Consider the following 26125-nt stretch of genomic DNA (forward strand, 5'->3'; position numbering starts at 1 on the left):
GCCGCCCGGTTCATGAGGATGAGCGCCGGCCGCTGATGGCATCGATGACGCTGCGCAGGTCCAGTTTCCCTTCTGCGGCACGGCCCAGGAGCGCACCGATGCCCATGAACAGCAGGGAGATCAGGAAGCCCCAGAGGCCAAACTGTAGTGACATGAACGCCACGAAGGCGCCGACGGCGATTCCAACCACGGTGGGGTTCACAGGACCGCCTCCCTCTCAGCGACGGCGGGCGCACCCGTAGGCTTCACCGGCGGTGCAATGTAGACGTCGTTAATCTCGACATTGACCTCAATGACCTGCAGGCCCACGAGTTTCTCGACGGCTGCATATACGCTTGCCCGCACCTGGTTGGCCAGGGCATGCAGCGGAGCGCCGTAGACCGCCACCAGGGTGATGTCTACGGCCACCTGGGTTTCGCCCACCTCGGCGTGGACGCCCGCGGCATGATCGGAGCTGCCCACCGCGTCCCTGATGGCTCCGAGCGCCCGGGAGGAGCCGGTCCCCAGGGAGTACACGCCGGGCACGGCCCGGGCTGCAATACCGGCGACCTTGGCCACGGCGGTCTCGGAGATCACGGTCCGCCCGCCGGCAGCGGCCGGCACTGGAGCAGGGTCCGCGCGAACGGCGGCGGTTTGTGGATTCTGGTATTCCATCAGCACTCCCCTTCTGTTGAACACAACCCTATCCCCTAGGCCCGACAACGTCAGGGGCCAGGACGACGCCGGGGGCCGGGACAACGTCAGGGGGCCGGGCACCGCGTTCCCCGCGGAGCCCGGCGCCCGCTTTCCCGCCCGCCGGGTCAGTGGCAGTTCGAGGACAGCCAGCTTGTCACGGGGGCCATCGCGGCTTCGAACTTGCCGTTGGAATACACGCTCTGGTCGGAGAGACCGGCCAGTGCCACCTCGTTCAGCCGCGCGAAGTCCGCCTTCAGCGCCTCCGGGACCCGCTGGGCCGTCTCGGCTAGTTCGGCTTTCTTCTGTTCCAGTTCCGCCGTCTTGCCCTGCGCAGCGGAGAGGGGCAGCAGGGACGCTCCGGTAGCCTGCGTAGAGATGGCGGCGCAGGCCTCGGCCGCCGAGCCGTAGCCGCCGTACGGACCGGAAGCGGCACCCGCCGATGCGGTCGGAGCGGCACTGCTGGCCGCCGTCGTGGGCGTTTCAGACGCCGATGGCGCGCTGCCGGAGGCGGGCGCGGAGCAGGCGGTAAGTGCCGCTACGGCGAGAAGGGCGGTGGCGTACAGCGGGCGGGCGAGATGTTTCACGGTTTCCATTCCTGGAGTGGTTTTGCCGCCTGGGGCGGCCTGGCTGGGCAGCGGCAGACGCCTGCCCCGTCCCCCGGCGTGCGAGTCTAGCCCGGCCGGTGCGCCTCTTTCCAAGTTGACAGGCCGGGTGCACTTTGCAGTCCTGCCCGAAAGAAGTCCCGTATATACGGAGAGGCGTGGGCAGCAGAAGGCACCCGGACCTGGTCCGGGTGCCTTCTGTTTACTGCTTCAGTGACGGCTTACTTGTAGAGGCCGTTGCCGCCAACATGGACGTTGGTTGGCAGGTAACCGAACGGGCCGAGGCCGTTCTTGCCGAAGGTGCGGTCAACCTTGGACACGCCGTCCCGGAAGTTGATCTTCACGGTAGGCGACAGGGAGCCGCCGCGGACGCCGTTCACGTTGTCGATGAAGGACTGGACCAGGCCGCCCGGCTGCACGTAGTGCGAGTAGGCCTGGAACTGACGGCCGTTCTGGTTCGGCGTCGGAGCCTCCGGTGACTCTGACGGCAGGTTCAGGTCCGTCGGGGAGCCCAGGGCCAGGCTGCTGTTGTTCATCGGCTGGTAGTCGGAGCGGACGCCGTCGCCCACGAAGCCGTAGACGCCGTCGGGTCCGCGCATGCCGGCCGCATAGGTGAACTGGTGGCTGATGGTGAACAGGTAGTACTTGTTCTTGCCGTTTTCATTCTGGATGAAGATCTGCGGACGTTCGGTCTGGTCGTTGACGCAGTTGGCGGACAGGAGCGGCGGCAGGAAGTGCCACTTGGTCAGGTCCTTGTTGTCTGCCACGGCCAGGCCCACGTTGGCGGTCTGATAGTAGGCGCCCTTGCTGTTGACCTCGTCGAGGTTTTCGGCGTTGGGGTCACCCTTGGCGTAGCCCAGGTCCTCGTTCTTGCAGCGGTAGTCGCCGCGCTTGCCGCCGGTGTTGCCTTCGAACACCATGAAGGTCTTGCCGGGGTGTGCCGGGTCGGCGAACGTGTACGGGTCGCGGAACGCGAAGCCCGGGTTCTGCGCCTTGTTCTGGTAGAGCTTTCCGTCCGGCTCGAGCAGCTTGGTGTGCTGGAAGCCGTCGAAGGTCACGCCGTTCTTGTCAGCGTGGATCTTGCCGAGTGCCTTGGCGATGACAGCATCCGGGGCGATACCGCCGCCGCCGGCGTTGCGCTCCTTGACGTCGTAGAACGTGGTGGCCGTGTAGAACACGTTCACCTGGTCGCCCTTCATGAGGCGGGTGGAGCCGGACCATTCGGTGTTGCCGATGGAGGTGTTGTCCAGGAACAGGTGTCCGCCGTAGTTCCACTTGTCCTTGGCCGGGTCGGCGTTGGTCTTGCGGAAGAAGTAGCCGATGCGGGCGTTCCAGTGGCGCTGGTCGAAGCCGTAGCCTGCGTGCCGGTCAGCGACCAGCGAGAAGATCACGTCGTAACCCTTGTAGCTGATCTGGTTCGCGTTCTCGTCGGTCAGCGACCAGGTGTCCCAGACCCACACGTCATCGTTCATGGCGGGGAAGTTCTCGGGGATCTCCGGCATGGTGACGTCGGGGCTCATCGAGTTCTTGCCCGGCTGAACCTTGGAGTCGCTCTGCGCCATGATCTGCTTGGCATCCGCACGGGTCCACTTCGAGGTGAAGTCCGACGCCGGGTCATGGGCTGCCTGGGTGTGGGGCGTCGGCAGGGGGAAGCCCGGAGTCGGCGCCGGCATCTGGGTGCTGGACGGCGGATCCGAGGGCTCGTTGGCCTGCGCCGAGGGCACGGCGAGGAATGCCGTGGCGGCGACAGTGGCCACCAGAGCTGCGGCGGCAGGGCGCCACCGCAGCATCCGGGGGGTGTTGGGGTGCTTGTGCATTTTTTGCTCTTCTCGCGGAGTTACGTTCGTGGAAGACGGGCAGCTGCCCTTGTCCCCCGGACTCCGGAGACCCCGCTGACACGGCATGCGTCATCGAGGACGCCGTTGTGTCGAGGGAGATAGCGGGGTTTGGGTAGGACCCCGCGTTGGGCGATCGGAAATGTCATACATTTCGCGGCCCACACCCAACGGTAGACAACGTTGTCAGCCGAGTTCAACACGGTTTTCGGGGGCAATCCCTGGTTGGCCCTCCTTGAGTGCAAGCGCTTACATCTCGTTTGCGCGCGCGTGCCCCACTTCAGGACCGGAACCAAACGTGACTTCATAAACGCGTCATCAATGGCGTTGATCACATCCGTGGCCATCGGCCCGGCCTGCCAAAAAGGGGCTCTTTGACGGCCAACACCCGAACGCCGGGGCGAATGACGACGCCTACGCCTCCAAAGTGCCCCACGGCGGTTCATTCGCCGGTGGCCAATGGGACGTGCGCGCCAATGGGACATGGCGCCGGCGGGCGACGCGACGTTCGCGGCGGCCTTCCACGTCCACTGGCGGGTCAGGCCAAGACGGGGCAGGGAAGGCGAGGGAGGTCGCCAAGGCGGGGAAGGCGGGGGAGGTCGTCAAGGCGAGGAGGTCACCAGGGGCAGAAAAGGCGTGGAACCAGGTGTAGCCAGCGCGGGGAAGCCGGGGCGGAGAACCCGCAAAACCCGGGGAACGAAAAAACCCCGCCGTTCCTAATGGAACAGCGGGGTTTTAGCTGGTGGCTCCGACCGGCGTCGATCCGGTGACCTTTCGATTTTCAGTCGAACGCTCTACCAACTGAGCTACAGAGCCTAGGTGACATGTCACCATGACAGCCGGAATTTCTCCCGGCAATCAAAGCGACCCTGACGGGACTTGAACCCGCGACCTCCGCCGTGACAGGGCGGCGCGCTAACCAACTGCGCTACAGGGCCTTGCTATTTCTTGCTTCCGCAGTATCGCTACCGCGTTTTTTCAAGGACTCCAGCCTACCAGACTTTCTTGCCTGCTTTGACCACTTCCTTGCGTACCCCCAACGGGATTCGAACCCGTGCCGCCGCCGTGAAAGGGCGGTGTCCTAGGCCGCTAGACGATGGGGGCCTGGACTCACTCTGGCTGAACAAGGGCAAAAATAAAGGGCCGAAGCCTTTCGTTCTTGTCCTTTCGTGTTCCTCCGAACTGGACCTGTAAAACTATAGAGCCTATCCCCGGAATATCCAAAATCGGCCCGCAGACCGCCCAGACGCCAAGCAAATCAGGGCCCGACACAATGGCAGCTTCTTGGCTAGACATGGCCGATTTCCGCCAGCCAGGGCGCGCGGAACGGGATTAGATTGGCACCATGGCATCCACCGCCGGCACGAGCCCCCTCCCGCCCCACTCCCCCGAAGCGCGCACCTCCCAGGAACCCCGGAAGAGCGTCAACAAGCTGGGCGTCGCCGCCGTCGTCGTGACGGTGGTGCTTTGGGCCTCCGCCTTCGTGGGCATCCGCGCCGTCGGACCAAGCTTCTCCCCCGGAGCCCTGACGCTGGGGCGGCTGGCGATCGCCGCCGTCGTGCTCGGCGCAGTGGTGTTGCCCAAGCTGCGGGCGCTGCCGCGGGGACGCGAATGGTGGCCGATTCTCGCCTACGGCGTCATGTGGTTCGCCGGGTACAACGTGGCGCTGAACGCCGCGGAACATTCGCTCGACGCCGGAACCAGCGCGCTGCTCATCAACGTGAACCCCATCCTGGTGGCCGTCATGGCGGGCATCATCCTCAAGGAGGGCTTTCCCCGCTGGTTGATTATCGGCAGCCTGGTGGCGTTCGGCGGCGTCGCGGTCATCGCGCTGGGATCGGGGACGCGTTCGACGGCGGACGTTGCAGGTGTGCTGCTTTGCCTCCTCGCTGCTGCACTCGCCGCGGTCAGCGTCATCATCCAGAAGCCCGTGCTGCGGAAGTTTCCGGCCGGGCAGGCCACCTGGTTCGGCATCATGGTGGGCCTGGTCTGCTGCCTGCCCTTCGCCGGCCAGTTGGGGCAGGAACTGCAGGCGGCGCCCCTGCCCGCCACGCTTGGCCTGGTTTATCTGGGCATCTTTCCCACCGCCATCGCCTTCACCACGTGGGCCTACGCCCTTTCACTGATCGATGCCGGCAAGCTCGCGGCCACCACGTATCTGGTGCCGGGCACGACGGTCCTGATCTCGTGGCTGGTGCTCAGTGAAATCCCGACCATCTGGGGGCTCATCGGCGGCGCCATCTGCCTCCTCGGTGTCGGGCTGACCCGGCGGAGATCCCGCTAAAGTTTGGATATGCCCGCAAACCTGCCGCCCGGCCTCCCGATTGTGCCGGACGGGGCCGGCGATCCCTCCGGATTCGAGATGTCCGAGGCCGACTTCGAAGCCGCCGTCAGCGACGCCCTGGACCAGCTTCCGGCCGAGGTGGCGCGGGCCATGGACAACGTGGCGGTGTTCATCGACGACGACTACGTCCCGCAGCCCGGCGAGGACCCGGACACGGTGCTTCTGGGACTGTACGAGGGAGTACCGCTGACCGAGCGCGACTCCTGGTGGGACGCGGGATCGCTTCCGGACCGCATCACCATTTACCGCCAGCCGATCCTGGACATCTGTTCCTCCCGCGAGGACGTGGTGGAGGAAGTGGCGGTAACGGTGATCCACGAGATTGCCCATCACTTCGGAATCGACGACCAGCGGCTTCACGAACTGGGTTGGGACTAGCCTTGCAGGCAGGGGACATGACCACAGCCAGGGGCCAACCAGGCCCGGGTGCTCGGGCCTCCGCTCTCCGGCTTCGCCACTTTTTCGTCACCCACGCGGGGCAACGTTCCCGCGACACGCCCTCGCGCCTCCGCTCAAATGACACTGATGTTGTTTATGTTATTGATGTGATCAGTGTTGCCAAAGTGACAAACTGACCTCTAACCTCAGAGGGCTGGGCATCTTCAGAGGGGCGCTTCCGTGCTGCCTCCCGACTCGTTCGCCCCGCCCTGACTTGCGAGGTTATGAATGAGTTTGACCGGCCCCGGCCGCACAGCGGCCGTCCTGTGCACCGCCGTCGTCCTCTTTGGAACCCTTGCATCGCCCGCACGGGCTGACCGGGCATTCGCGCTCACGCCGCCGGCATCGGTCCCAAGTGCAACAGCGCTGACGGTTCCGGCGGCGCCGGAACTCCCGTCCCCCGCGGACATCGCCGCGGCCAAGTCCAGCGAAAGTAAGACGGCGGCAAAGGTCGCCGACATCGAGGGCATCCTGGCCGACGCCGCGGCGGCCCAGGAGGTCACGTTCGCACGGACACTTGAGGCCAACAACGCCTACAGCAATGCCCTCGTGGAGCTGGACACGAGATCGGACGCGGCCGCCGTGGCCACGGCCAGGGCTGCCGCCGCGGACAAGGAACAGTCCAAGAGCCGTAAGGCCGTGGGGCAGCTGGCCGGCGACCTGTACCGGAACGGCGGCCTCAATCCGGAGCTGAGCGGCCTGGTCACCGGCACGGGCGACGTCCTGGCCAAGGCCGCAACCCTACAGGCCCTCACGGCCGGCCGGAGCAGGGCCTTCACCGCCGCCGAAACCACCGCCGCAGCCGCCGAATCACTCACCGCCGCCGCCGCCGACGCCCGCCGCGCGGCAGACGACGCCGCGAAAACCGCGGAGACGCTTAAGGCAGCGGCAGACCAGGCCAATGCAGCCCAGGTAAAGGCGGTGGCGGACGCCAAGGCACAGCGGACTGTCCTCGTGGGGCAGCTTGCCTCGCTTCGGAACACAACGGCGGCGCTTGAGTCTGCCCGCGTGGATGGTTTGGAGCGCCAACGCCAGCAGGCCCGGCTCGCCGCCGTGACTGCGGCCGCGGAACGTGCCGCCGCGGCCCAGGAGGCCGCAGACAAGGCGGCGGCTGCGAATGCTGCCGGTTCCGGCGGCGGGAGTGCGGCCCCAGCGGAACCGGCCGCTGCCGCACCGTCCCGGACGCCTGCCCAGGCCGCGCCGGCACCTGCCGCTCCTTCAGCACCTTCGCCTGCGGCTCCGGCCCCTGCCCGCCCGGCTCCCGCGCCCGCACGTCCTGCCCCGGCCCCCGCACCAGCGCCGGTTCAGCCGGCACCGGTTCAGCCGGCGCCGTCGCCGGGCGGTTCCAACCAGGCGGCCATTTCGGTGGCAATGGGCAAGGTGGGCTCCCCGTACTTCTACCAGTTCGGCGGCACCGGCGCGTACGGCTTCGACTGTTCAGGCCTGGTCCAGAACGCATTCGCAGCCATTGGAAAGCAACTTCCGCGCACAGCAGCTGAGCAGTTCGCCCAAGCGCCAGTCCATGTGCCCCTGTCCCAGGCGCAGCCCGGTGATCTCCTGGTCTGGGGATCGGCCCCCGGTTTCTACCATGTGGCGATCTACCTGGGCGGCGGCAAGGTGGTCCAGGCGCTGAACCCGTCCGCGGGCATCACCGTGACGGACCTCAGCATGATGGCAGGCATGCAGCTCCACCCGGTCGCGGCACGCTATTGACCCAGGCTTCTGGCAGGAGCAGTCCCAACTAGGACAGGACGTCCTTGCTCACGAACCTGCCGTACGCGAGCGCGCCGAACACTGCGATGTAGCCAGCCTGCAACAGGGCGTTGTCACCAAACGAGTCCCAGCCGATGGGTTGGCGAAGCAGGTCTGCGAAGCCGAACCAGTAGTGCGTGAACAGCCACGGGTGCAGCCACTCGAGCTGGGGCAACTGGTCGAGCACCTGGGATGCGACGGACAGGATGATGGTGGCGGCCATGGCGCCCACAGGCACGTCGGTCAGCGTGGACAGGAACAGCCCGATGGCCGACAGACCCAGCAGCGAAACAGCCTGGTACGCGGCGATCAGCAGCATCCTGACCAGCGCCTCGTCCGGTTCCACCAGGTCGCCCGAGAGCAGCGCCACCGGCCCCACCGGGAAGAGCGCCCAGCCGATGCCGGCTCCGGCAAGTGCCACGGCCAGCGGGGCGGAGATACAGAAAACCGCTGCCCCGGCATACTTGACCAGCAGCAGGCGCACCCTTCCGGCTGGGGCCACCAGCAGGTATCGCAGCGTGCCCAGTCCGGCTTCCCCGGCAATGGTGTCCCCCGCGACCACGCCGATGGTCAGCGGAAGGAACAGCGGCACTGAAACCAGCATCGCGGTGACTGCCACGAACAGGCCGTTCTGGCTGATCCGGTCCAGGAAAGCGGGCCCCCTCCCCGGGGGAACAGCTGAGGAAACGCGGACGACGACGGCGATCAGCACCGGGATGGCGGCCAGGGCCAGCAGCATCGCCTGGGTCCTGCGGCGGCGGAACAGCTGCTTCAGCTCCGAGGCGAGCAGGGAACCGCTGGACGCCCGGTGCCTGGTCCCCGGCGCCGGGGCTGGCAGTCCCTGTGTTGCGAACTCCTGCACTGGCGGCCGATCACTGCGCGACATCGAAGCCCTCCCCCGTCAAGGCCACGAACCGGTCTTCCAGGCTGCCACGCTCCACCGTGAACCCGCGGACACGCACCCCGTCGGCAACGAGGGCAGCGACGATCGCTTCCGGTGCCACAGCCCCGTTCGCGGATGGTTCACCTGCCGGCGCCGGGTGCTCAGCTGGACCGGAGAGCCCTGCCATGCGGTCGGGCCCCGTGCCAACGGGCAGGCTTGACGTGATGACGGCGTCCGCGCCGTCGGGATGTCCCACAACCGGGGACAAACCAAACCGCGCCAAAACGCCCGAGGCCGTACCGGCGTCGGGCGTCACCAGGCGAAGCTGAGCGGTGCCGTCCTGGCGGAGTTCGGCCAGGGGCCCCTGCGCCACCAGCCGGCCCGCGCTCATGATCGCCGCATGGGTGCAGATTTGCTCCACTTCGGCGAGCAGATGGCTCGAGACGAACACGGTGGCACCGTCGGCGGCGAGTGACCGCACCAGGTTGCGGACCTCGCGTGTGCCCTGTGGATCCAGCCCGTTGGTGGGTTCGTCCAGGACCAGCAATTCGCGCCTGGCCAGCAGCGCGTTGGCGATTCCCAGCCGCTGCTTCATGCCGAGCGAGTAGGCCCGCACCTTCTTCCGGGCAGCGTGGGAGAGCCCCACGCGTTCCAGTGCTTCCGCCACCCGCGCGCGGCGGCTGGACGGCGCGGCGTGGCGGTCCGCGGCATCAAAGCGGTGCAGATTTGCCGCGCCCGAGAGGAACGGATAAAAAGCCGGGCCCTCCACCAGGGCACCGACCCGGGGCAGGACCTCATCCAGCTGCCGAGGCATGTCCAGTCCCAGGACCCTGACCTCTCCGGCGGTGGGGGCCGCCAGGCCGAGCATCATGCGGATGGTGGTGGTCTTGCCGGAACCGTTGGGCCCGAGGAAGCCGAAGACTGAGCCCCGGGGGACGGCGAGGTCGATGCCGTTGACCGCCAACTGGTGGCCGAAGCGCTTGCTCAGGCCCTGCGTCTCTATGGCCAGCGTCGATATGGCCGGCGTGTCGGCTGCCCCGAAAACGCGCGTGACAGCTTCCAATGCAGGTGCCAGCGCGTCAGTTGCGGAACCCGGGCCGCGGCCAGCCGCTGTCACCTCGCGGCTGCGGCGGCCTGGAGCCGCTCAAGGGGCACGGAACCTACGAACGTCCGGCCGTCGTCGGTCAGGAGGACGTTGACCAGTGATGTGGAGATAGCCCGGCCGCCTGGAACGGTCACGGTCGCCTGGCGCAGCAGGGGATCATTGAGCAGCTTGTCGACGGATTGCTTTCCAGACTCAGGGGACGCGGACGGGGCGGAAGCGGAGGGAGCCGGGATGCCGACGATCCGGTCCCAGCCGGTTCCGGTGACCGTTGGGGCGTGTCCGCGGAGGTCCTGGCTGCCCGAATTCCTGTCAGCCAGATCCTTATCGGCATGGTCCGTCTTGCCGTGGGACGTCGACGGCACCGCAAGTTCCTTCACCGAGGCGCCCGGCGGCGGCGAGAACTTGAACAGTCCCGCGTCCGGGGCTCCAAGCGTCAGGCTGGAGAACGCTGTCCTGAAGGCGGGCTCCTGTTGCCCGCGCGCCCGCACCTCCACGCTCAGCGGCATGCCATTCTCACCATCCACGGCCACAGCCACGGAGCCCACCAGAGTGACGTCCGACCGCGGCGTGAGGACCAGGTTATACGCGGCCCTGCCTGCCACCTCGGTGTCACCGGCCACCGCCACTTCGGTGCTGCTGTCCAGCTTGTCAAGCATCTTCGCGGCCAGTTCCTCCGGCGTTGCCACGCCTTCCGGCATGTCATGGCTGCGGGATTCCTTCGCTGCCGCCGCGGGAAGCGTGACATGCGTGGCTGTGTTGTCCTTGGAGTTGTACAGCCACACCTCGTTGCCCTGGCGGACGGCGTCGCGCTCGGCCATCCGGTCCATCACCTGGATGCGGGCCTTGGTTGCCCCGTCGACATAGACGCGGGCGCTGTGCGGCCCGGTAAGCAGCTCGGCGAGGGAGCCCGTGCCGGCACCCGAGCTGGGCCCCACCTGGGGAACATCAGGCAGTCCGAGTTCGGAGGACTGCTCCAGGGTGCCGGAGAAGGACTTGGTCTGGTGCTGCCCGATCATCGCCAGCACCTGGGCCGGTGTCTTCTCCGGCAACGGATCCCGGGCGCTCGCAGGCAGGGACCCCGCCAGGACTCCGGCAGCAATAACAGCAGGTACGGCCACGGCAGGTGTCCACCTCAGCCAGATGGCAGTCATGTCAACTCCGCTCCGACGTCGCAGCTCATACCCTCAGGGTACGCCTCGGCCCCTTATGTGGCAGCCCCCGGCCGGGCTGACTGCTTTCCCTGTCGCGACTCGTGCGCCAGACTGGAAGGGACGCCGTTTTCCAGCTTCCAGGAGCCTCCGCCCCATGCGCATTCCCGGTGCCACATCCAGTCCGGCCGATGAACTGACAGGCATCGTGGGCTTCGCTGCCCAGGCGATCGATTCGCTCGGGGAATGGGGCGTGGGGCTCTTCACCTTCCTCGAGACGGTGTTTCCGCCGATTCCCAGCGAAGTGATTCTTCCGCTCGCCGGATTCCTGACCCGGCAGGGCTCCCTCAATCTGGTCCTGGTCTTCGTGACCAGCACACTGGGGGCGTATCTGGGCGCCCTTGCGCTGTATTTCCTGGGCGCGAAGGTGGGGCTGGAGCGTTCGATCCGCTGGTTGTCCAAGCTGCCGCTGGTGGACCGGGAGGACTTCGAGCAAGCGGACGGCTGGTTCCGCCGCCACGGCAGATCGGCGATTTTCTTCGGCCGGCTGCTGCCCGGCGTGCGGAGCCTCATTTCGTTGCCGGCGGGCGCCGAAAGGATGCACCTCGGCACTTTCAGCATTTTCACGATTGCCGGCAGCGGCATCTGGAACGGCGCCCTGATCGGCTTCGGTGTGCTGCTGGGGCGCCAATACGCGATGGTGGAGCAGTACTCGCGCTACCTCAACTACGCCGTCTACGGCGCCCTGGCCATCTTCGTGATCTGGCTCGTGGTCCGGCACATCCGGCGCGGAAAGCCGGCACAGGACCGGAAGTAGTTCCGGGCCCGGATAGCCCCCTTCAGTAGCCCCGGGCTCTCAGGCGCCGGGCACCACGGTGCCCGCGCCGCCGTCGACCGTCACTTCCTGGCCCGTCCTGAGCAGCGAGGTGGCGTCAGCGACGCCCACCACGGCGGGGATGCCGTATTCCCGGGCCACAACCGCGCCATGGGAATTAGGGCCGCCCATCTCCATCACCAGGCCGCCCGCCGTCAGGAACAGCGGGGTCCAGCCCGGATCGGTGGACGGCGCCACGAGGATCTCCCCCGGTTCCAGGTGGGCACCTACGGGGTCGAGGATGACGCGCGCGGGCGCTGTCACCGTCCCCGCCGACGCCGGGCTCCCGGACAGCGCCCCGGCAGCCGCGGTTCCGACGGCGGTAAGCAGCGTTTCGGGTTCCGTTCCGTCTGAGAGCAGCATCCGGGGAATGTGGCGCCGCTCCAGTTCCAGGTAATAGGCCCCCTGCCGCTGCGCCACGAGATCCTGCATGTCGGCACCATCCAGGGCCCGGTTCGCTTCGGCAAAGTCCAGGAAGAAGATGTCGTCGGCCCGGGCGAGCCGTTCCTGTTCCGCCAGCACGGCACCAACTTCGGCGAGCTGCTTCCGCACTTCCGCCAGCGCCAGGACGATCTGGAATTTGGGAAGCTCGCGCAGCCCGGCGAAGAGCCGCGCCCGCTGCAGCGCCGCCCGGACGGCCACGGCCCGGAGTCGTCCCCGCGAACGGGCCTCCGCCACGAGCCGCTCGATTTGCGCCTCGGCCTCGGCTGCCGCCTTGCTGAACTGGCGGTCAGGGGCGCGTTCCGGGTCCTCCAGCCGGAGGCAGTTGGCGAGGACGCCAAGGATATGGGTGGGGTCGTCCCGCCAGCGGGGCATGCCGACGTCGATCTCGGCGACAGCCCGGTGCCCGTACCGCGCGAGGAATCCTGCCAGGCCGGACTGGGCCACGGCCGGCAAGTCGCCGGCGGCGAAGCGCTGCGCCAGCACTGCGGGCGGGTGGCCGGTGAGCACGGCCAGCGATTCGGTGTCGGACTTCATCTGTGTGGCCACCCGCCACAGCTCAAGGTCCATCTCGGTTGTCACGTTGTTGGGCAGGCCGCGGAGCACGGGCTGGAGATCGACGTTTCGTTTCGGCCCGGCGCTGTCCTGCCCGGCGCTGTCCTGGCCGGAGCTGTCCGGCCCGGCACCGTCCGGCCCGGCACCGAACAGTTTCCCGGCACCCAGGAGTTTCCCGGCGAGGCCGAGCATTGCGAAGCCCAGGCCCGCCAACGGGAGCACTGCCGGAAGGTTGGGGAAGAGCCGCGGGAGGATCCCCTCGGCGTGGTCAAGCCGCGCGCGCGGGGAAGCTCCCTGGGGAAGTTCCAGCGTCGCGTTGAACTCCGTAGTGAAGCGGTTCAGGCGCCTGAGGGCCGCCTCGGGACGGACCAGCGCCCGGACCGCTGCTTCCGGCACGCGGAACCGCACAGCGATGGGGACCACGTGCCTGAGGAGGTCCCATGGCGTGCGGCGGGTGATCGAGAGGCGGGGGTCGCCAAACACGCTGCGCAGGACTTTTGCGGAGCGTGCCTCCATGACGTCGAAGACACTCGGGATGAGCCGGCGGCCCACGGTGCTCCGCGCGGCCGCGGTCAGGTCGACGAAGATGCGCTGCCCGGCTTCGACGTACGGCGGCGGCCCGTTGCGGGGGTCGGGAACGTCAAAGCCGGCGGCGGCCGCAACGGACGAGCCGACCCGCCGGAGGGCGGCAAGCCCCATCGGGGTCAGCGGCCGTGTGAGGCCCTGGGCGAGGCTGAAGCACAGGTAGACCCGCAACTCCTCCCCCGGACCGCGCCGGTCCGGGGCCTTCTCCGGCTGCGGGTAAAGCGTGGTGATGGGCCGGGACTGGGTCAGCCAGACCTTTCCGCCGCCGTCGAGCGCCCACTCCGTGTCCTGCGGGGCGCCGTAGTGGGCCTCTGCTTTGCTCCCCAGCACCGCGAGTTCCCGGATCTGCGCGTCGGTCAGGCACTGCTGGTTCTCCGCGCTCTGCTCGACAAGTTCGGTGCCTCCCCCGGGCAACGGCCGGACAGCCGTCCGTTTGTCCCCCAGTCGGCGCTGCAGGATGGCCCCGGACCCGGTATCCACCACGAAGTGGTCAGGATTGACGGCGCCGGACACCACCGCCTCGCCAAGCCCGGGGCTCGCGTCGATCACGGCCTCCCGGCGCCTGCCGGTGACCGGGTTTGCGGTAAACATCACGCCCGCCGCCTCGGCGTTCACCATGCGTTGGATGACGACGGCGAGGGCCACCGTTGCGGGGTCAATGTTCCGGCTGGCGCGGTACGCCACCGCCCGGTCGGTCCACAGCGAGGCCCAGCACTTCCGGACGGCGTCCAGCAGCGCCACGGCGTCTATGACGTTCAGATAAGTGTCCTGCTGGCCGGCGAAGCTGGCGAAGGGAAGGTCCTCGGCCGTGGCCGAGGACCTGACTGCGACGGGCACGCCGTCCAGCGCCCGGTAAGCCGTGAGTAGCTCCCCGGCGATCGCCGTCGGAAGTTCTGCCGAGGTGATCAGGCCGCGGGCCCTGGCGGCCAGGCCCGCGAGGGATTCCAGGTCATCGGCGGGGGTGTCCTGAAGGGCACTGTGAACCTCGCCGAGCCCCAGCGGCTCCACGGCCCGGACGTAGGCCTCGGTGATCAGGCAGAACCCGTCGGGCACAGGGAGGCCGGCTGCCAGCAGCTCGCCGAGGTTGGCGGCCTTGCCGCCAACCTGGGGCAGCATGGAGCCGCTGAGGTCCCCGAGGCCGAGCACCAGCCCGCTCATGCGCTACGAGGCGCCGAGCATCGGTCCGAAGCTGACGCGGTCGGCGAGCCGGGGGTCTTCCCGGTCCGGGACCACCATCACGGGGCTCTTGGCATGGTGCAGGACGCCGTCCGACGTCGAGCCCAGGAGCATGCCGGTGAAGCCGCCGCGGCCGCGGGTTCCCACCACTATCAGCTCAACGTGCCTGCTGGCCTCCACCAGCACATCCACGGGCGAACCGTCCAGCAGCCGGGTCTCGATGGCCAGCCGCGGGAAGTGGCTCTGCAGCCAGGCCACTCCGGCCTTCAGCTGGACCTGGATATCGGCGAACAGCGCTTCCCGGTCCAGCGGGGCCGGAACCCAGGCAAGGGATCCGCTGTACTGCGGCACGGCGCAGATCACGCGCAGCGGTGCACCCAGCCGTTCGGCCTGCTCCGCGGCTTCCAGGACTGCGACGCGGGCCTGCTCGGACCCGTCCACGCCCACGGCCACTACCTTTTCCACCGGGCCGTGGCCGGACTTGGCCTGCTCAGCGCGGATGTGTTTGTCCTGGGTGGTCTCGCCCAGGCGGTCGGAGCAGATCAGCGGAACCGTCACAGTGGGGCATTTGGCGTGAGCCGGAAGCGCACTGCTCACGGAGCCGAGGAGCCGCCCGACGAAGCCGCCCCGCCCTCGCGTCCCGAAAACCAGCAGTTCGGCGGTCTCGGACAGGTCGAGCAGGACGCCGGAAGCGTCACCGTTCTCGACCGAGGCGCTGACGTTGATGTTGTAGCCGGACACCTTGTCCACTGCGTGCTGCAGGATCGCCTCGGCGCCCTCGCGGATCACCGAGTCGTCCACGGTGGCATAGCCGCCGTCGAGTCCGGATGCGGCAAAGATGGGCACCGAGTAGGCGGTGACAATATGGAGGGGACGACGGCGGCGTTCGGCTTCACGGGCAGCCCACACGAGGGCGCACTGGCCATGGTCCGAACCATCGACGCCGACCACGATCCCTTCGGGTCTTGCGTGCCGGGCACCGCCATCCCGTGCCGGGTCGGGATGCAATTCGTGTGCGTCCATTCGGTCCGCCTCCTCGCGATACTGCCTGATGATGCGGCTATTCTGCCAGAAGCAGCCCGCCTAGCCGTCACCGGCAGGCCGTCGGGTTCCCGGTTATGCGCAGCCTGCCTCTGAGTCCAACTATTCTCGGTCGGCGACCTGTTAGCAAGCAGCCCCCACGGGGCTCTGCGGGTCCTGTGGGTGGGCTGTTTTCCACCCCTTCCGGGTGCCCTTCCGGCACTGCCTGGGGTGCTCGGGTGACGCTGTGCAAAGCCCGGCAAACCAATGTTTCGGGAGGGGTATCCAGCGACCAAAAAATTCTGTAATGTCGAGGCACCATCGGTCCGGATTGTGCTCCACCGCACAGCCGGAGATGGGTTGTGTCTGCTTGCTGGGGCAGTGGACGGTGCATGGGCGATGATGCCCTGCGCTTCGAAATTCTCGAGGAGGAAGTGAAGTGTCACGCATGCCTGGTCTCAGCGGCGCAGAACGGACCACCACTGTGGTCATCGGCACAGGACTTCCCGGTTTGGCCATTGCCACGGAACTCCGACGCCGGGGAGTTGATTCAATCATTGTCAGCCGGCTGGAATCCCCCGGCGGCCAATCCCAGAAATCCGCGCACCAGCGGTGCGACGACACCGAGGCAGGGTCAATCCAGGAACGGAACGAAATCCTCCGGCACCTGCGCAACTACGCTTCAAGCCACCAGCTGGACATCCGCAGCGACACGTCTGCCGTGTTGCTGGACAAGATGGGGCCGGGGGCGGAGGCCTCTCTGCACCGCTGGGCCGTGCATACCCCTGACGGCGTGTTGCTGGCCGACCACATTGTGCTCACGCGCTGTGCCCACAGCCAGCTGCGGCGCATGCTCACGGACCTCGGCATTTCCATAGGCACCAACCTCGTCGCGGCCATGCGCGCCATCGGCATCTACCTGGTCGGCGTGGGTGAGATGATCACGCCTACGCCGAAGGAAGTGCTGCGGCAGGCAAAGGTGGTGGGCCAGGCCATCTCGGCGAAGGTCTACCCGGACAGCGTGCCGTCGATCCTGACCGGCAGCTTCCCGGCGCTGCCTGCCGCCGCTCTCTAAAGCGGCGCGGCTCTCGAAAGCGGGTGCGAGTCCCCGGCAACCCCGGCCCGGGCCTCGCGCCCGGCTACGCCTCGCGCCCGCCCGGGCCCTGCCCGGTACCGTCATTGTCATCTGCACCGTCAGACTCGTCGCCAACGCCGAGCCTCCGGCGGGCCAGAACACCGAGGGTGACGAGCAGGCCGAGAGCCACGGCCGCGAACACCACGATGCTCCAGGGGAAGGGCTCCGAAGAATCCGGCGCTTTTGCTGTGGCCTGCGTGGCGCCAGGCTGCGGCGTACCGACCGTCTGGACCGGCGCCGACGTCGCCCCCGCCGCAGCGGCCGTGGCGGTAAAGGCGAACGTGCCCTCGATGGGATGGGAATCCGAGCTCACCACGCGCCACACCACCGTGTACTTCCCGGCAGGCGCACCTTCCCGCAGCTTCTGCGAGGCGACGTTGTCCACGATCTCCACCTTGCCGTCGGTCCAGTCGGTTCCGGCGGCATCCGTCACCTTGACCTCGGAGCCGAGCCCCAGCGGGGTGTTGTTGAAGGTGATCGAGACCTTGGCCGGAGCCGTTGGCACGGTGGCGCCGTCGGCCGGGCTGCTTGACTCGGCAACATCATGCGCGGAAGCCGGCCCGGCAGTAAGGAGCAGGGCGACGAGCGCGAGGGCGCCAAAGACGGCGGACAGCAACTGGCGGGTGAAACGCATGGGCGGACTACTCCTCGTGTTGACTTCCTTACAGAGTAGGCGAATTTGCCTCACCGAAACCCGGCAACCTACTAGGATTCAAGTAACCCCACACTCTCACCGGAGGACTAATGCTCAAGCAGGGCTCTGCACTGGACCGGTATTTCAAGATTTCCGAACGGGGGTCGAACTTCTCCCGCGAGATCCGCGGCGGTTTTGCCACCTTCTTCGCCATGAGCTACATCGTGGTGCTCAACCCCCTCATCCTGTCCGGGGCAGACTCCTCCGGCGCCACACTCGGTTTCCAGGCAGTCGCTGCCGTCACCGCTTTCGTTGCCGGTATCCTGACCATCCTCATGGGTGCGTGGGCCAAGCACCCCTTCGCCATGGCCACCGGCCTGGGCGTCAACGCGTTCGTGGCCGTGACAGTGGCCACCAACCCGGGACTGACCTGGCCGGACATGATGGGACTGGTGGTCCTCTCCGGCGTCACCATGATGATCCTGGTCCTGACCGGGTTCCGGACCGCCGTGTTCCGGGCCGTTCCGGACGGGCTCAAGACGGCCATCGTGGTGGGCATCGGCCTGTTCATCGCCCTCATCGGCCTGGTCAACGCCGGCTTCGTGCGGCGGATTCCGGATGCGGCCGGGACCACCGTTCCGGTGGGCCTCGGCTTTGACGGCAAGCTCCTGGGCTGGCCGACGCTGGTGTTCGTGTTCGGCCTGATCCTGACCATCGCCCTGCTGGTGCGCAACATCAAGGGCGCCATCCTGATCGGCATCGTCGCCTCCACCGTCCTGGCGGTCATCCTCGAGTTCACCCTGCACATCGGTCCCAGTTTCGACGGCAAGAACTTTAACCCGCAGGGCTGGTCCCTTGTTGCCCCCAAATTCACCGAATGGTCAGCTCCGGACCTCTCCCTGATCGGCAAGGCCAACCCGGTCGGGGCCTTCGGCCACCTGGGCATTGTGGCCGCTGCGCTGCTGGCGTTCGTGATCCTGCTCAGCATCTTCTTCGACGCGATGGGCACCATGGTGGGCCTGGCCAACGAGGCCGGAACCGTGGACAAGGACGGCAACATCCCCAACGTTGACCGCGTGCTGCAGGTGGATGCCCTCGGCGCCATTGTGGGCGGCGGCGCCTCCGTGTCCTCCAACCAGATCTTCGTCGAATCCGGCGCAGGCATCGGCGAAGGCGCGCGGACCGGCCTGGCCTCGATCGTGACCGGGCTGCTGTTCCTGGTGGCCATGTTCTTCACCCCGCTGATCAACCTCGTACCGTTCGAGGCCGTGGCCCCCGCGCTGGTGGTGGTCGGCTTCATGATGGTGGCCCAGATCGGCAAAATCCACTGGCAGGACTGGGGCATTGCACTGCCCGCCTTCCTCACGTTCACGCTGATGCCGTTCACCTACTCGATCGCCAACGGCCTGGGTGCCGGCTTCATCTCCTACGCCCTCATCCGCACCTTCCAGGGCCGTGCCCGCGAAGTGCACCCGCTGATGTGGGCCGTCGCGGCGGCCTTCGTCCTGTTCTTCGGCATCGGCCCGCTTGAGCAGGCACTGGGCATGTAGCAGGCCGGGTTTCCGGTATTCCAGACATCACGACGGCGGCGCTGCTGGCTTTGGCCAGCACCGTGCGGTGAGCTTGAAGCATGGACTTTCCCGCGCTCTCCGTCGACGCTCAGCCCCGCCCCTGGACGGGCCGTGACGACGGCGACGGCGACGCCCACCGCCGCTGGTGGCAGGCGGTAACCCCTCATTCACAGAGCCAGCAGGACGGCAGCCCCCTGCGCGCCGATCCGCCCGTCAGGGTGCCCCCGCTTGCCGGCACTGACGCCACCGCCCGCCCTGCGGTGATCCTCGGCTTCTGCAGCGACGAGGGCGTGCGCCGAAACAAGGGCAGGACCGGAGCCGCGGCCGCCCCTGCAGCGATCCGCAGTGCGCTCGGCCCCCTTGCCTACCATTCGGATCGGCCAGTCGCCGACGCCGGCGACGTCGTGGTCCGCGACGGCGAGCTGGAGGCGGGCCAGGCCCGGGCGGGCGCCGCCGTTGCGGGACTGCTCGACGGCGGCCGCCTCACCATGGTGCTGGGCGGCGGCCACGAAACGGCGTATGCCAGCTACCTCGGCGTGGCAGGGTCCAGGGCGGTCCGCGACGGCCAGCGGCTGGGCGTCCTCAACCTTGATGCCCACTTCGATCTGCGGGATGAGGCGGTCCCCAGTTCGGGGACCCCGTTCCTCCAGATGGCCCGCGCGGAAGCGGCCGCGGGGCGCGAACTGTCGTACGCCGTCGTCGGAATTTCCGAACCCAACAACACCCGCGCACTGTTCAGTACTGCCGATGAGTTGGGGGTGAAGTACCTGCTGGACGAGGACTGCACCGCCGGCGCGGCCGGGGCCTTCGTGGCGGACTTCCTCAGCGGAATCGACGTCCTGTACCTGACCATCGACCTGGACGTGCTGCCGGCGGCGGTGGCTCCCGGGGTCAGCGCACCGGCCGCGTACGGCGTTCCGCTGCCCGTCATCAGTGCCGTCTGCCGCCAGGTCGTGGCCAGCGGCAAACTGCTGCACGCTGACGTGGCCGAGCTGAACCCGGCATTCGACATCGACAACCGGACCGCCCGGGTAGCGGCGCGGCTGGTCAGCATCCTGCTGGGCTGAGCGTCAGTCCCGTGCCGAGCCCGGCCCGGCTAGTCCTTGGGCTTGGGCTTGGCTGTGGGCTTCGGGGCAGGCCGGGCAGGCGCCTTGGGCTTCGCCGCGGGCTTGCTGACGATCGACGCCGGCGGCTTGGGGAAGGCAGCGGCGGGATAGAGCCGCGCCACTTGGAGCATGTAGTTCGCCCACTGCGGCCCCGCGATCATGTAGCCGTCAATGCGGTCGTAGAACTTGCCATTGATGGTGAGGTTCCGGCCGGGCCGCTGCTGGCCCTCCAGCGCGTCCCCGAAGAACGAGGCAGTTGCCAAACCAGAGGTGTACCCCAGCACCCAGGTGGCGCTGTTGCTGTTGTTGGTGCCCGTTTTGGCCGCCACCGGCACGGTTTTCTGCACCTTGGGGTTGATGTAGATACCGGAGCCCTTGTTGAGCATGTCCTGGAGTGCCTTGTTAACGCCGCGGACCACGTTCTTGTCCACGGCGTCGCTGCAGTCCTGGGCCTCCGCCGGGAGCTTCTTGCCCGCCATGTCCGCCACCCCGGCCAGGGCCACCGGCTCGCAGTGGCGGCCATCGGCCGCGAAGGTGGCAAAGGCGTTGGCCATGGTCAGCGGGGCCACCCCGGTGCCGCCCAGCAGGTTGCCCAGCTGGTGCATGTTGACCGGCGTTCCGTCCAGCCCGCTGCGGAGCCCGACAGCGTTGACCATGTTCTGGATCCCGCAGAAGTCCAGCTGCGCGGCCTCGGCAAAGGTGGCCGTATTGATGGAGTTGTAGAGCCCGTAGTCGGCCGGCATCTTGCGGTAGTAGCCTTCTGAAGCGTTCTGCAGGTCGTCCGCCGTTTCGAGTCCTGCCCTGCGTTGCTTGGTGCTGTAGCCGCCTGCCACCTTGCCGCACGAGGACCGCCAGCGGAAGCCCAGGGGGTACTCGCGCTTGGAGGCGTCCACCACTGTACTCATGGTTTTGCCCTGGTGCAGCCACTCGGCGAAGGTAAAGGGCTTCATGGTGGACCCCGGCTGGAACCCGCCGGCGCCGTTGAGGTCGTTGCCGTTGGCGTCCTTGGCATCCACGTTGAAGTTCAGCTGGGTGTCGAACTTCCCGGGCTGCGGCAGGTACACCGTGTTCTGCGCCATCGCCAGGACCTTGCCGGTGCCCGGCTGGACCGTGACCAGGGAAGCACCCCATTTATTCGGGTTGGCGCCGGCGGTGGCGTTGACCTGCGACTGTGCCCTGGCCTGCAGCCGGCTGTCCAGGGTCGTGGTGATGGTGAGTCCGCCGCGGAAGAGCCGCTTTTCGCGCGCCTCGGTGTCCGCGCCGTAGGCCGGGTTGTTGAGGAAGAGATGGGTCACGTAGTCACAGAAGTAGGGGGCCATGGTGGCCGCGGCGCAACCCTGCCGCGAGGGCCTGACCTTCAGGCCGACGCCGGAGGCCACTGCGGCGTCATGCTGCTTCTTGGTGATCATCTTCTGCTTGAGCATTTCGCCGAGGACCTGGTTGCGGCGTTTCAGCGAGTTCTTGGGGTTGGTCACGGGATCGTAGAAGCTGGGGCTGTTCACCAGGCCCGCGAGCAGCGCCGACTGGGGCAGGGTCAGCTTGCTGGCCGGAACGCTGAAGAAATACTGGGAGGCAGCCTCAATGCCGTACGCGCTGCGGTTGAAGAAGACGATGTTGAGGTAGCCCTCAAGGATCTGGTCCTTGGTGAATTTCTTCTCCAGCGCCATGGCGAGGCGCATCTCGCGCAGCTTGTCCCCCATGGTCTTCTGCCCGCTGAGCACCACCTGGTCCTCACGGCCTTCGGATATCAGGGACTCGTTCACAATGTTGGTGACGTACTGCTGGGTGAGGGTTGAGGCTCCCTGCCGGTCACCCCGGGTCAGGTTGCTGGTCAGCGCGCGCAGGACGCCCTGCGTGTCCACGCCGCCGTGCTCATAGAAGCGGCTGTCCTCGATGGCGACGACTGCCTTCCGGATGAACGGGGACATCTGCTTCAGCGGAACGCGGACCCGGTTCTCCGAATAGAACGTGGCGATGAGCTTGCCGTCCGCGGTCAGCATGCGGGTGGTCTGCGATGGGGCGGGCACCGCGAGTTCGGTGGGCAGGCTGTTGAAGTAGGAAATCGACTTGCTGACCGAGGTGCCGGCGAGGGCGGCCCCGGGCACCAGGAAGCTGGCCACCAGGACCCCGCAGAGGCAGCTGACAACCACGAACCCCAGCAACTTTGCCAGCGCAAGAGCCAAACGGGATATCAACCTTCTGCCTGCCATGATCCAAGCTCACCACATCATCGGCCGGAAAGTAGAATACTCGCCGCTCCCGGCATGATTCGTGCTTCGCAGGGTCAGACCGGGGTGTGCGGCGCCTTTCCCTCGTCACCGAATTTCTCGGCTGCCCTGCGTTCGCGGAGCCGGTCCAGGCGCTTCATGACCGGCGCCGTGGTGGCCCCGTGCAGCACCACGGACACCGCCACTACCAGTCCGATGATGCTCCACAGGCGCTGGGCCTGGTCCCCGAAGCTGCCCTGGCCCAGCGCGTAGGCAAGGTAGTACAGGGACCCGATGCCCCTGATGCCGAAGAAGGAAATGGCGATCCGTTCGCGGGGACCGGTCTTGCCCCGGGCAAGCGCCAGCCAGCCGGACAGCGGACGGACCAGGATCAGGAAGGCCACCGCCACGCCCACCTCGGCCCAGCCGACGCCGGCCAGCAGGCCCCTCGCGATCGCTCCGCCCAGGAGGACCAGGATGACAACTGTCAGGAGCCGCTCGAGCTGTTCCACGTAGGAGTGAAGAATGCGGTGGTAGCCGTGGGTGCGCTCCGCTGCCCTGATGGTCACGGCGCAGACGAACACCGCAATGAAGCCGTAGCCCTCGATCATCTGTGTGACGCCGTACGCCAGGAAGGTGGCGGCCAGCGCAACGAAGCCCTCGGAGTGGTTGGACAGCCGGATGCTGTCGTGCCGGGCGGAGAAGAAAAGCCGGGCCAGCACCTTGCCCGTGCAGTAGCCCAGCAACAGGCCCACGCCGATGCGCCACAGGACGTCCACGCCGAACCACGCCGGAAACCAGGCCGACGGCGCGGTCCCCACGAGGCTCATGGCGATGGCCAGGTACACAAAGGGAAAGGCCAGCCCGTCATTCAGGCCTGCCTCCGAGGTCAGGGCGAACCTGACCTCGTCCTCCTGGTCGGTGCCCTCCTCCTCGTCGGCGGGCTCGCCCACCTGCACCTCGGAGGCCAGGACCGGATCCGTGGGCGCCAGGGCAGCCGAAACGAGGAGCGCGGCGGCGAGTCCCAGTCCCAGCAGCCAGAGCCCGAGGAGCGTCAGGCCCAGCATGCACAGGGGCATGGCAATCCCGAGCATCCGCCAGGTGGTGGCCCAGTTCCGCCGGCCCACCGAGCGGTCCAGCGCCAGCCCGGCTCCCATCAGCGAGATGATCACGCAGATCTCGGTCAGGTGCAGGGTCAGCTCGGGGTGCTGGACAGGGTTCGGGTCGGGGAGGTTGGGAAGCAGGCCGAAGGCGGCGGCGCCGGCACCCAGGAAGACCATCGGCATGGAGATCGGGGCACTGCGCAGGGCCTTGGGCAGGATGGCGGCAACAAAGACCGCGACGCCCGCCGCGGCGAACATGATGCTGGCACCTTCAAACACGGTCGCCTCCTGCGCCGTCGGCCTCTCAGACCTGACCAACACTAGCCGCCCGTTCACGCACCCGGGAGGGCACGCCGCGGATGGGCGCACCCAAAACAAACCCAGTCACAGACATGTCAAACGTCTTGTCAAATGACAGTCATCTTACCTTTGGACCGGTTCCCGGTAGAATGGTCTACTGCCCCCCGGCAAGAATCACAGAAAGTCAGTACATGAGCACAGCAACCATGGAGCGCCCAACCGCTCCTAAGAGCGCGTCTCGCTCCGCGGATGCCCGGTCCATCGACCTGGCGTTCACCAGTGCCGACCAGGTCCACGACGGCCTGGAAAACGCGGTAGAAGCGCTGATCGAAACGGCTGCCCAGGAAGGCACCTGCGGCATCAAGGTCACGCGCCTTGAGCCAGGCCGTTACACGGTGGCCCTCGACGAGTCTGTCCCCTTCGGTGAAACACACGAGGACATCGCAGCCTAACACGCGAAAAAGCCCCCGATCCTGGACTCATGCTGGCCAAACGGCCGAATCATCCAAGGTCGGGGGCTTTTTGATTTCAGCTGCGCGTGCTCCGCAGGGCTTCAGCCGGACTACATCCGGCGCACCTGCACGCCGTCGGATTTCATAAAGAGCTGGGATTCATGCGCTCCGCCACAGATCAGCCACAGCACGTTGCCGCTCCGTGAGATTTCCTCCACCTCGCCTGCCGCAATTACGTGCGCATGCTTGATGATCTCAATCCGCTCGCCCACGTGCAGCGATCCCCAGTCTGAAACCGTAGCTGCGTGTGCGATGCGTCTGGACAGGACTGCCCCGCGTGCTTTCATTTGAACTTCTACCCCTTTGTGGATGTTCTTCTTACGCCACAGCATCGTTGATGTGACTTTCACTACACCTTTAGTTCTACTACACTCTCCGGCCTATTTCCGGCGGGTTGCAGACTATTTCGGCGCCGCCGGCAAATCATTGCCGGCGGCGCACAATGTTCACCCTCAGGCGAGGTTTCCGACGGCGGATTCGGCTGCCGCCCGCACCGCACCGGAGGCGACCAGCCGGTCGGCGGCCTCGAGCTCGGGTGAGAGGAACCGGTCCGTGCCCGGGCCGGCGACGACGGTCCGCAGTGTTTCGAGGACAGCCGCCCCGGCGGGTCCCGGCGTCAGCTGGCCCCCGGACAGCTGGGTACGCATGTCGATAGCCCGGGCCGATGTCACCAGCTCGATCGCCAGCACGCGGCGCAGGTTCTCCACGGCTTTCCGGAGCTTTCGGGCAGCGTGCCAGCCCATGGATACGTGGTCCTCCTGCATGGCCGAGCTCGGGATGGAGTCCACGGACGCGGGCACCGCGAGCCTCTTGTTGTCCGAAACCAGCCCGGCCTGGGTGTACTGGGCGATCATAAGACCCGAGTCCACGCCCGGATCCGCGGCCAGGAACGCCGGCAGGCCGTGCGAGCGGGCAGGGTCAAGCATGCGGTCCGTACGCCGTTCGGCGATGGAGCTGAGGTCCGCGACGGCGATGGCCAGGTAGTCGAGAACATACGCCACAGGGGCGCCGTGGAAGTTGCCGTTGGAGCTGACCCGGCCGTCGGGCAGGACCACGGGGTTGTCGATGGCTGCCGCGAGTTCACGGGAGGCCACGAGTTCGGCGTGGTCGACCGTGTCCCGGACGGCGCCGGCAACCTGGGGTGCGCAGCGCAGGGAGTAGGCATCCTGGACCCGGGAATCGCCCACGCGGTGCGACGCCACGATGGCCGAGTCGGACAGGACCCGGAGCATGTTGTCGGCGCTGGCAGCCTGGCCGGGGTGCGGGCGGAGGGCGGCGTGCAGCTCGGGCAGGAACACCTGATCTGTGCCGAGCAGCGCCTCGACGCTGAGCGCGGCGGTGATGTCCGCCGTCGTGAGCAGCTGGCGGATGTCCGCGATGGCCATCAGGAGCATGCCCAGCATGCCCTCAGTGCCGTTGACCAGCGCCAGCCCTTCCTTCTCGGCCAGGGTCACGGGTTCGATGCTGTGTGCGGCAAGGAGGTCGGCAACCGTGCGCTGGCCGGCGCCCCCGTAGAGTTCGCCGTCGGGGCCGGTTGCTTCGCCCTCACCCATGAGGACCAGGGCGCAGTGGGACAGCGGTGCGAGGTCGCCGGAGCAGCCCAACGAACCGAACTCACGGACCACCGGGGTGATGCCGGCGTTGAGCACGTCCACCATGGTCTGCAGCACCACGGGCCGGACGCCGGTGCGTCCGGATGCCAGCGTCTTGGCGCGCAGGAACATGATGCCGCGGACCACTTCGCGTTCCACAGCGGGGCCCATCCCGGCAGCGTGGCTGCGGATCAGCGATTTCTGCAGCTGGGTGCGGAGCTCGCCGGGGATGTGGCGGTTGGCCAGCGCGCCGAAGCCCGTGGAGATGCCGTACGCGGGCACGTCGCTGTGGGCCAGTTCGTCGATGTGCGCGCGGACTTTGGCGACGGTGTCCAGGGCTTCCTGGGCGATGGTCACCTTGGCGTCGTGGCGCGCGACGGCGACGACGTCCTCGGGCGTGGCACCGCTGGCACCGAGGGTGACGGTGAGCGGTTGGTGGGTTGGGGCCACGCGGGCAGGGTTCCCTGGCCGAGCTTGCGAGGTTAGGGAGGTCGTGGGGAGAGTCATTTCTTCTTCCTTCTTCCCAACTGAC

22 protein-coding genes and 3 tRNA genes are annotated in these 26125 nt (G+C 67.4%); 8 read left to right on the forward strand and 17 right to left on the reverse strand.

The features are described 5' to 3' along the window. Positions 1–10: 10 nt before the first annotated feature. The 7 genes from ACFQ50_RS01980 to ACFQ50_RS02010 form a co-directional block, all read right to left on the reverse strand. The gene (locus tag ACFQ50_RS01980; protein ID WP_377993851.1) at positions 11–202 is read right to left on the reverse strand and encodes a DUF2273 domain-containing protein; all 192 of its coding nucleotides are present in this window, start codon (positions 200–202) and stop codon (positions 11–13) included. After that, the gene (locus ACFQ50_RS01985) at positions 199–654 is read right to left on the reverse strand and encodes an Asp23/Gls24 family envelope stress response protein (RefSeq protein WP_377993852.1); all 456 of its coding nucleotides are present in this window, start codon (positions 652–654) and stop codon (positions 199–201) included. Before ACFQ50_RS01985 ends, ACFQ50_RS01980 begins: the two co-directional genes overlap by 4 nt. 146 nt (positions 655–800) lie before the next feature. Next, complete coding sequence (locus tag ACFQ50_RS01990) at positions 801–1268, reverse strand: hypothetical protein (protein WP_377993853.1); 468 nt, start codon at positions 1266–1268, stop codon at positions 801–803. Positions 1269–1498: 230 nt separating this feature from the next. Then, entirely contained in the window at positions 1499–3094 is a 1596-nt protein-coding gene (locus tag ACFQ50_RS01995) for a glycoside hydrolase family 68 protein (RefSeq protein WP_377993854.1), read from the reverse strand. Positions 3095–3852: 758 nt separating this feature from the next. After that, a tRNA-Phe gene (locus ACFQ50_RS02000) sits at positions 3853–3928 on the reverse strand. Between the two features lie 48 nt (positions 3929–3976). After that, positions 3977–4050: transfer RNA gene (locus ACFQ50_RS02005), tRNA-Asp, on the reverse strand. A 93-nt stretch (positions 4051–4143) separates the two neighbouring features. Beyond that, a tRNA-Glu gene (locus tag ACFQ50_RS02010) sits at positions 4144–4216 on the reverse strand. A gap of 241 nt (positions 4217–4457) precedes the next feature. Here ACFQ50_RS02010 and ACFQ50_RS02015 point away from each other — a divergent pair. The 3 genes from ACFQ50_RS02015 (at position 4458) to ACFQ50_RS02025 (ending at position 7607) form a co-directional block, all read left to right on the forward strand. After that, positions 4458–5396, forward strand: coding sequence for a DMT family transporter (locus tag ACFQ50_RS02015; protein ID WP_377993855.1), 939 nt, complete (start codon positions 4458–4460; stop codon positions 5394–5396). A gap of 9 nt (positions 5397–5405) precedes the next feature. Further along, positions 5406–5834 carry a metallopeptidase family protein gene (locus ACFQ50_RS02020; RefSeq protein WP_377993856.1) on the forward strand — a complete coding sequence of 143 codons (429 nt, stop codon included), beginning with the start codon at positions 5406–5408 and terminating at the stop codon, positions 5832–5834. A 288-nt stretch (positions 5835–6122) separates the two neighbouring features. Further along, a complete protein-coding gene (locus tag ACFQ50_RS02025; RefSeq protein ID WP_377993857.1) occupies positions 6123–7607 on the forward strand; it encodes a C40 family peptidase in 1485 nt (494 codons plus the stop codon). Between the two features lie 28 nt (positions 7608–7635). Here ACFQ50_RS02025 and ACFQ50_RS02030 read toward each other — a convergent pair whose 3' ends face one another. From ACFQ50_RS02030 to ACFQ50_RS02040, 3 genes are read right to left on the reverse strand one after another with little or no spacing between them, the layout of a single operon-like run. Beyond that, positions 7636–8532, reverse strand: a complete 897-nt coding sequence (locus ACFQ50_RS02030) for an ABC transporter permease (RefSeq protein ID WP_377993858.1) — start codon at positions 8530–8532, stop codon at positions 7636–7638. After that, complete coding sequence (locus ACFQ50_RS02035; RefSeq protein ID WP_377993859.1) at positions 8519–9592, reverse strand: ABC transporter ATP-binding protein; 1074 nt, start codon at positions 9590–9592, stop codon at positions 8519–8521. Before ACFQ50_RS02035 ends, ACFQ50_RS02030 begins: the two co-directional genes overlap by 14 nt. A 50-nt stretch (positions 9593–9642) precedes the next feature. After that, a complete protein-coding gene (locus ACFQ50_RS02040) occupies positions 9643–10785 on the reverse strand; it encodes an outer membrane lipoprotein carrier protein LolA (RefSeq protein WP_377993860.1) in 1143 nt (380 codons plus the stop codon). A 154-nt stretch (positions 10786–10939) separates the two neighbouring features. Here ACFQ50_RS02040 and ACFQ50_RS02045 point away from each other — a divergent pair, with 154 nt between their 5' ends. Continuing rightward, on the forward strand, positions 10940–11599 hold the full coding sequence (locus ACFQ50_RS02045; RefSeq protein ID WP_377993861.1) for a DedA family protein: 660 nt from the start codon (positions 10940–10942) through the stop codon (positions 11597–11599). 39 nt (positions 11600–11638) lie between these two features. Here the strand turns inward: ACFQ50_RS02045 and ACFQ50_RS02050 are convergent, their stop codons facing one another. Next, positions 11639–14395 carry a PEP/pyruvate-binding domain-containing protein gene (locus ACFQ50_RS02050; protein ID WP_377993862.1) on the reverse strand — a complete coding sequence of 919 codons (2757 nt, stop codon included), beginning with the start codon at positions 14393–14395 and terminating at the stop codon, positions 11639–11641. A gap of 3 nt (positions 14396–14398) precedes the next feature. After that, positions 14399–15436, reverse strand: a complete 1038-nt coding sequence (locus tag ACFQ50_RS02055; RefSeq protein WP_377993863.1) for a universal stress protein — start codon at positions 15434–15436, stop codon at positions 14399–14401. 445 nt (positions 15437–15881) lie between these two features. Here ACFQ50_RS02055 and ACFQ50_RS02060 point away from each other — a divergent pair, with 445 nt between their 5' ends. Next, positions 15882–16508, forward strand: a complete 627-nt coding sequence (locus ACFQ50_RS02060; RefSeq protein WP_377993949.1) for an FAD-dependent monooxygenase — start codon at positions 15882–15884, stop codon at positions 16506–16508. 64 nt (positions 16509–16572) lie between these two features. Here ACFQ50_RS02060 and ACFQ50_RS02065 read toward each other — a convergent pair whose 3' ends face one another. Next, entirely contained in the window at positions 16573–17202 is a 630-nt protein-coding gene (locus tag ACFQ50_RS02065; RefSeq protein ID WP_377993864.1) for a copper resistance protein CopC, read from the reverse strand. Between the two features lie 110 nt (positions 17203–17312). Here ACFQ50_RS02065 and ACFQ50_RS02070 point away from each other — a divergent pair, with 110 nt between their 5' ends. Together ACFQ50_RS02070 and hutG are read left to right on the forward strand one after the other, a co-directional pair. Beyond that, entirely contained in the window at positions 17313–18752 is a 1440-nt protein-coding gene (locus ACFQ50_RS02070; protein WP_377993865.1) for an NCS2 family permease, read from the forward strand. Positions 18753–18832: 80 nt separating this feature from the next. Next, positions 18833–19840, forward strand: coding sequence for a formimidoylglutamase (gene hutG / locus ACFQ50_RS02075; protein WP_377993866.1), 1008 nt, complete (start codon positions 18833–18835; stop codon positions 19838–19840). Between the two features lie 29 nt (positions 19841–19869). On the opposite strand, the gene ACFQ50_RS02080 is transcribed toward hutG, so the two are convergent. Together ACFQ50_RS02080 and ACFQ50_RS02085 are read right to left on the reverse strand one after the other, a co-directional pair. Further along, positions 19870–22089 carry a transglycosylase domain-containing protein gene (locus tag ACFQ50_RS02080; protein ID WP_377993867.1) on the reverse strand — a complete coding sequence of 740 codons (2220 nt, stop codon included), beginning with the start codon at positions 22087–22089 and terminating at the stop codon, positions 19870–19872. 74 nt (positions 22090–22163) lie between these two features. Then, positions 22164–23468, reverse strand: a complete 1305-nt coding sequence (locus ACFQ50_RS02085; protein ID WP_377993868.1) for a cation:proton antiporter — start codon at positions 23466–23468, stop codon at positions 22164–22166. 212 nt (positions 23469–23680) lie between these two features. On the opposite strand from ACFQ50_RS02085, the gene ACFQ50_RS02090 reads away from it, so the two are divergent. Continuing rightward, complete coding sequence (locus ACFQ50_RS02090; RefSeq protein WP_377993869.1) at positions 23681–23941, forward strand: hypothetical protein; 261 nt, start codon at positions 23681–23683, stop codon at positions 23939–23941. 110 nt (positions 23942–24051) lie between these two features. On the opposite strand, the gene ACFQ50_RS02095 is transcribed toward ACFQ50_RS02090, so the two are convergent. Beyond that, complete coding sequence (locus tag ACFQ50_RS02095) at positions 24052–24288, reverse strand: hypothetical protein (RefSeq protein WP_377993950.1); 237 nt, start codon at positions 24286–24288, stop codon at positions 24052–24054. A 165-nt stretch (positions 24289–24453) separates the two neighbouring features. Next, positions 24454–26100 carry a histidine ammonia-lyase gene (hutH, locus tag ACFQ50_RS02100; protein WP_377993870.1) on the reverse strand — a complete coding sequence of 549 codons (1647 nt, stop codon included), beginning with the start codon at positions 26098–26100 and terminating at the stop codon, positions 24454–24456. Positions 26101–26125 lie beyond the last annotated feature (25 nt).

The sequence above is a fragment of the Arthrobacter sp. NPDC056493 genome (assembly GCF_042795115.1).
GTDB lineage: Bacteria > Actinomycetota > Actinomycetes > Actinomycetales > Micrococcaceae > Arthrobacter.

Coding starts and splice junctions, on each gene's coding strand:
- ACFQ50_RS01985 (WP_377993852.1), bottom strand. CDS start 654: ATGGAATACCAGAATCCACAAACCGCCGCCGTTCGCGCGGACCCTGCT.
- ACFQ50_RS01990 (WP_377993853.1), bottom strand. CDS start 1,268: ATGGAAACCGTGAAACATCTCGCCCGCCCGCTGTACGCCACCGCCCTT.
- ACFQ50_RS01995 (WP_377993854.1), bottom strand. CDS start 3,094: ATGCACAAGCACCCCAACACCCCCCGGATGCTGCGGTGGCGCCCTGCC.
- ACFQ50_RS02015 (WP_377993855.1), top strand. CDS start 4,458: ATGGCATCCACCGCCGGCACGAGCCCCCTCCCGCCCCACTCCCCCGAA.
- ACFQ50_RS02020 (WP_377993856.1), top strand. CDS start 5,406: ATGCCCGCAAACCTGCCGCCCGGCCTCCCGATTGTGCCGGACGGGGCC.
- ACFQ50_RS02025 (WP_377993857.1), top strand. CDS start 6,123: ATGAGTTTGACCGGCCCCGGCCGCACAGCGGCCGTCCTGTGCACCGCC.
- ACFQ50_RS02030 (WP_377993858.1), bottom strand. CDS start 8,532: ATGTCGCGCAGTGATCGGCCGCCAGTGCAGGAGTTCGCAACACAGGGA.
- ACFQ50_RS02040 (WP_377993860.1), bottom strand. CDS start 10,785: ATGACTGCCATCTGGCTGAGGTGGACACCTGCCGTGGCCGTACCTGCT.
- ACFQ50_RS02045 (WP_377993861.1), top strand. CDS start 10,940: ATGCGCATTCCCGGTGCCACATCCAGTCCGGCCGATGAACTGACAGGC.
- ACFQ50_RS02050 (WP_377993862.1), bottom strand. CDS start 14,395: ATGAGCGGGCTGGTGCTCGGCCTCGGGGACCTCAGCGGCTCCATGCTG.
- ACFQ50_RS02055 (WP_377993863.1), bottom strand. CDS start 15,436: ATGGACGCACACGAATTGCATCCCGACCCGGCACGGGATGGCGGTGCC.
- ACFQ50_RS02060 (WP_377993949.1), top strand. CDS start 15,882: ATGCCTGGTCTCAGCGGCGCAGAACGGACCACCACTGTGGTCATCGGC.
- ACFQ50_RS02065 (WP_377993864.1), bottom strand. CDS start 17,202: ATGCGTTTCACCCGCCAGTTGCTGTCCGCCGTCTTTGGCGCCCTCGCG.
- ACFQ50_RS02070 (WP_377993865.1), top strand. CDS start 17,313: ATGCTCAAGCAGGGCTCTGCACTGGACCGGTATTTCAAGATTTCCGAA.
- hutG (WP_377993866.1), top strand. CDS start 18,833: ATGGACTTTCCCGCGCTCTCCGTCGACGCTCAGCCCCGCCCCTGGACG.
- ACFQ50_RS02080 (WP_377993867.1), bottom strand. CDS start 22,089: ATGGCAGGCAGAAGGTTGATATCCCGTTTGGCTCTTGCGCTGGCAAAG.
- ACFQ50_RS02090 (WP_377993869.1), top strand. CDS start 23,681: ATGAGCACAGCAACCATGGAGCGCCCAACCGCTCCTAAGAGCGCGTCT.
- ACFQ50_RS02095 (WP_377993950.1), bottom strand. CDS start 24,288: ATGAAAGCACGCGGGGCAGTCCTGTCCAGACGCATCGCACACGCAGCT.
- hutH (WP_377993870.1), bottom strand. CDS start 26,100: ATGACTCTCCCCACGACCTCCCTAACCTCGCAAGCTCGGCCAGGGAAC.